A 6002-nucleotide genomic window follows, 5' to 3' on the forward strand; every position below is an offset into this window, starting at 1 on the left:
TACACATACCTATCGCTCGGCTGGTACCTATAAAATTGCGTATGTGGAAGATCATCGTAACGCTGGTATTCTGAATATAACCAACTCGAAAGATGTAGCGTATGTCTCTTCTATTACGATCAGCATTGATGCGTCACAAGGATGTAATCATTACCCGGTGCTTTCAGTCGTGCCACTCGATCGCGCCTGCTCCGGAGTCGCGTTCTATCATAACCCGGGCGCGTATGATGTGGATGGTGACAGCTTGTCGTACGAAATGACTATACCTTCCAGCAGTGCAAATGCGTACGCTGATTATGAAGATCCGAACAATGCCGACTTTTATACAAACTATAGCACCGGCAACGAAGCAGGCACAGGAACTCCAACTTTTTCTATTGACGCCTATACCGGTCTCATCACCTGGGATGCACCCGGTATGCTGGGAGAATATAATATAGCATTCAAGGTAGTAGAGTGGCGGAAGAACGAGGCCACCGGTATATATAGTGTGCTCAGTACTACCGTGCGCGATATGCAGATTGTTGTAGAGGAGTGCGATAATACAAGACCAGACCTTACTATACCCAACGATACGTGTGTAGTAGCCGGTTCGGTACTCGATGCTACTATACTGGGCACGGATGCAGACCTTGACCCGGTAAAGATCGAAGTATATTCAGAGACACTAGAACTGGATGCGGATAAATATCCGGCTACCTATTCTCCTGCCCCCGCGGTATATACTTCATCTGATCCTGCGGCTACACTGTCGTATCATTGGCAAACCGATTGTATACATGTGCGGCAGCAGCCATACCAGGTGTTGTTCAAGATCACCGATAATCCATCCGATGGTCCCAGGCTGGTGCGTTATAAAACATGGAATATAAAAGTAATTGCCCCGGCTCCCGAATGGAAAAACGTGACACTGGATGTAGTAAACCACAACGCAGGGCTTGCGTGGAAGCCCTATACCTGCGCCAACGCCAGCAAGATACAGATATGGCGCAAGGTAGGCTCAACGGAGTATACTCCCGGCTATTGCGAAACGGGTTTGCCCCGGTATCTGGGCTATAATCTTATTGCAGAAGTGTCTGCAAGTGATACAACCTATACTGATACCAATTATACTTTAGGATTGGCTCCCGGTGCAGCGTACTGCTATAGATTGGTAGCGTATTTCAATTCACCGGCCGCGGCATCGAGCTATACATCTGTAGAGCAATGCGTTGGTCCTGTACAAGCCGATGCACCGGTAATTACCCATGTAACGGTAGAGAAAACTGCTGAAGATGGTGCTATACGCGTAAGCTGGCGGAGTCCGTTCAATATAAATGAAGCACAATTCCCTAAGCCCTATCAATATGAAATATACCGCGCCAATGGCTTTATAGGCGATACGAGTATCCAGGTTGTATCAGGTCGCATTGCTGATACCACTTTTGTAGATACAGGTATCAACACCCAACAGCAGGTGTTTAACTATCGCATTGTGCTATATGCAAAGCCTGCCCTGGAAAGCTCCTATGTACCGGTGGATACTTCTGCAGTGGCATCATCGGTATGGCTGGCAGCAACACCGGGAGCGAAACAGATCGCGTTGCAATGGCGTGATAGTATTCCGTGGTCGAATACAGTGCAACAGCGACCATATCATCTCATCTATAGGGCAACGGGTATAGCAACAGAAAAGGATCTTATGCTATATGATAGTATAAATGTGATTGATAACGGATTTAACTATACGGATGTGAACGTGGAAGATGACGAAATATACTCCTATAAAATTCTCACACGCGGCACGTATGGAAACCCCGCGATAGCATTGCAGGAGAATTTTTCGGAGATGATTACTGCGTTTCCCGTCAATGATTTACTACCCTGCGCACCGGTGGCTTCTATCAAAGCTATAGATTGTGATGCCTTTACGGCTTCGCGGGAGACGTGTACACAAAGTGAATTTAGCAATTCGATTACGTGGCACCCGACACTAACGAGTGGTTGTAGGAAAGATATAGTGGCATACCGCATATATGCCACATCTTCGCTAAGCATTGATTACCAATTGCTGGCCACGATTACCGATACCAGTTTTGTTGAGACGGGCCTTGCATCATATGCCCGTTGTTATCGTATTTCAGCTGTTGATTCGCAGGGAGCAGAGGGGCCGTTGAGTGATCCGGTATGCAATGATAACTGTCCGTATTATGCGCTGCCCAATGTATTTACCCCTAATGCAGACGGTTGCAATGATGTTTTTACCGCGCAATATGATGGTGATGCAACGGGTTCTTGTCAGCGTACCAGCACTATAGGATGCCCGCGATTTGTAAAGTCAGTAAGGTTTCGGGTATATAATCGCTGGGGACGTGAAGTATATGCGTATCTTTCGGACGCTGAAAATTCTATCAATATCAACTGGAACGGAAAAGATACCGATGGGAATGATTTGAGCACGGGCGTATACTATTATACTGCGGACGTAGAGTTTGACGTTATTTACCCGGCTGCACGGAACAAGAAACTGAAAAGCTGGGTTCATGTGTTACGATAACAGTCGCGGAAAATATTTTCTTTTTGGTCTACAGGAATAGCCGGGTAAGCTACGGATTCAGTTGATCATGAAGTTTTTCAGAAAAGATTAATTTATTTTGGAGGCACAAAGACATAAAGAACAGGTACCAGTTATGAGAGCTTTGAGATGTATTTTGGGTGTGTTGATGTTTTTTGTTGTGAGTATATCCGTACATGCACAGCAATCTCAGGACGTGAAGAATGTTGTTATGTATGACCCGTTGTTCTGGAAAGATCAGTTGAGGCTGAAGGACGCACAATGTAAATCTATTACCAGAATCAACCAGGAGTATTACGAAAACCTGAAGCAGGTAATTCATGAAACTCCAACCGATCGTGCCGCCATACAGGTGAGGGCCGCTGAATATCTGCAACAGCGGAATCAGAAGATCTGGGATACCTTTCATCCCAACCAGAAAAAAAGATGGAGAAAACTGTGGGATCATCAGTACGCAGGAGTAAAGAAACTTCGCGATGATGAACTGACATCATTACTCTCCAGATCCGCCTCTTTCTACCAAATGTAATTTACCATGTCTATAGGGAGAGCTGGTGGCCGCCTGTTGGTAATGGTGTGTCTGCTTGTATTGGTATATCTCAAAGGATGGACTCAGGATCGTTGTGGTATAACCGAAGTGATGCAAAATCTTCGGAATAAAAATACCGTTCGCGAAAGTGACAAACAGTTTGAGAACTGGCTGCTGCAACGGCAGGCTTCGCGACTCGCCAATGGTCGCACCGAAACTGAAACAAAATATTATATACCGGTAGTAGTACACGTTATACATCGCGGTGAAGCGGTTGGATCAGGAACTAATATACCGGATGCACAGATCATCTCGCAGATCAAAGTATTAAACAACGACTATAACCGGTTAAATGCTGATGCTTCCAATACACCATCAGAGTTTACTTCTGTAGCCGGTAGTTTCAATGTGGAATTTGTACTCGCCAAACAAACTCCCGATGGTCAGGCTACCAATGGTATAGTACGCGTAAAAGGATCAAAGACATCATGGTCTACATCCGATGATGCTACACTCAAAGCAACCAGTTACTGGCCTGCAGAAGATTATCTCAATATATGGGTTACGAATCTTTCATCAACACTGTTGGGCTATGCGCAATTTCCGGTATCCGATCTGGATGGTCTTGAAGACGCCAGCGACAATCGGCTTACCGATGGTGTTGTTATAGACTATGCCGTGTTTGGCAGTACAGATGATGGTTCGTTCAACATAGATTCTGAGTTTAATAAAGGGAGAACCGCTACACACGAGATAGGCCACTACCTTGGGCTGCGCCATATATGGGGTGATGATAATGGCGCCTGTGGTGGCGATGGTGATTATGTATCGGATACACCGGATCAGGGATCAGAGACCAGTGGTTGCCCTTCCAATCCGCAGACTTCATGTTCGGTGCATAACATGTTTCAAAACTATATGGATTATACAGATGATGCCTGTATGAATCTCTTCACACAAGGACAGGTGTCGCGCATGATTACGGTAATGGAGAACAGCCCGCGAAGAGTAACGCTGCCACAATCCAAAGGGCTATACGATCCGGTGGTATATAGTAATAACCTGGATGCTATTGCTATCGTAAGTCCTGCAGCCAATCAATGTGCTGGTACTATAACTCCACAAGTCACCATCAAGAACACAGGATCGAACAGTGCAAGCGCTGCCAAAATACAACTGCGCATCAATGGCACGGTAACCGAAACAAAGAGTGTTACCTTCAGTCCGGTGCTCGCGTCACTTCAATCAACCACTATATCTTTCTCATCCGTTACGCTAACATCCGGCAGTACGGCTTTTGCTTTTGAAATACTCACGATGAATGGCGCTGCCGATGAGAATGCCGATGATAATATACAGTCTGTTACAGCGCAGGTGCCCTATACGATACAATCGCCCTTCGAAGAAACATTTGCCACGCTGCCTTCCACCTGGAATATAGTAAATGGTGATGCTGGTATTACGTGGGCAGTAAAGCAGGCTCCGAATGCAGATGCATCGAACACCGCAGCTTATCTTAACTTCTTTAATGGTCAAAATTCAGAATCATCACAGGATGTATTGATAACCCCTATATTCGATCTGTCGAATGCCTCAGCACCTTACCTCACGTTCGATGTAGCGTATGCGCTATACCAGGGTTATACAGATGAGTTACAGGTGTATATTCTCTCCGATTGCAGTAACAACCTGAGCAATGGGACTGAATTGTATGATAAGTCGGGAAGTACATTGGCAACAGTGTTGATTAGCGGTAGTGCCTTTACACCAAGCAATGCTTCGCAGTGGCGCACGGAAATTATAGATCTGAAGAAATATATAGGTCAATCGCATGTACAGCTCGCGTTTGTGGGTATAAGCGGTGGTGGAAATAATTTATACCTCGATAATATTAATGTAGTGCAAACCATCACAGAAGATGTAGCGCTCACAGATATAGTATCGCCAGCACCTGTGCGTTGCACAACGGCTGCTACGCCAAAGTTGCAGATAACTAATCAAAGTGCAGTGAATGTTACCAGCCTGCAGGTTGTGTATTCTATAAATAAAGGAACAGCACAGACTATATCGTTGAGTAACATCGAAGGTCTTACACCGGGTGCATCGATAGAGATACCGGTATCAAGCATAACCTTAAAAGAGGGGCAGAACACGCTCTCGTATCAGCTCACCTATCCCAACGGATATACGGATATAGATGTATCTGATAATACCTATACCAAAATTGTAGTGGTAAACACAGCAAGTGATATTATACCGCTGCGTGAAAATTTTGATAGCAATTCTTTTGAAGACCAATGGGTAATAGTAAACCCGGCAGGAGGGATGGACTGGCAAACTATTACCACCAATTATAATCAGTCGGTATATTTCAATGCTGCCAATAATACAACAGAAGGAGATAAAGCATGGCTGGTGAGCCCCACGTTGAATTTCTCATCCGCTACAACAGCCAGTGTATTCTTTGATCTTTCGTATCGCTATAAAGAGGAAGAAGGAAACAAGAATAGTCAGGATAATTTGCAGGTGCTGGCCTCTACTGATTGTGGAGTTACCTACGATAAAGTATTGTTTGATGAAACAGGCACCTCGCTTTCCATCAATCAGAATACAGTAACAACCGCTCCGGCTGCTGCATCCGACTGGCAACGAAAGTATATTAACCTAACGGCATTGGCTGGTCAGGAACAGGTGCGCCTCGCTTTTGTATTTACGAATGATAATGGTAGTAATGTATACCTTGATAATATAGAATTTTATACGTCAGACGATCCTAACCCCAATGCCGTAAAAAATCCATTTGTTGTGTACGACAGTGATCCAATAACCCCGAACGATTTTTACATCACCTTCAATCTCTCCGAGCGACAGCCTGTGCAATATCAGCTTGTTGATGTTATGGGCCGGCAGGTAACGGCT

3 protein-coding genes are annotated in these 6002 nt (G+C 45.1%); all 3 read left to right on the forward strand.

Features of this window, described 5'->3' with window-relative positions:
- Window positions 1-2536 (forward strand): gliding motility-associated C-terminal domain-containing protein (locus tag VIN08_RS05265; protein WP_331961296.1); only part of this gene is annotated, 2536 nt, incomplete at its 5' end.
- A 133-nt stretch (window positions 2537-2669) separates the two neighbouring features.
- Complete coding sequence (locus VIN08_RS05270; protein WP_331961298.1) at window positions 2670-3083, forward strand: hypothetical protein; 414 nt, start codon at window positions 2670-2672, stop codon at window positions 3081-3083.
- A gap of 6 nt (window positions 3084-3089) precedes the next feature.
- Window positions 3090-6002 (forward strand): choice-of-anchor J domain-containing protein (locus tag VIN08_RS05275; RefSeq protein ID WP_331961301.1); only part of this gene is annotated, 2913 nt, incomplete at its 3' end.

This window comes from Ohtaekwangia sp., assembly GCF_036568665.1.
GTDB lineage: Bacteria > Bacteroidota > Bacteroidia > Cytophagales > Cyclobacteriaceae > Ohtaekwangia.

Excerpts from the sequence above, each read along its gene's own strand:
- VIN08_RS05270 (WP_331961298.1), top strand. The coding sequence starts at position 2,670 with ATGAGAGCTTTGAGATGTATTTTGGGTGTGTTGATGTTTTTTGTTGTG.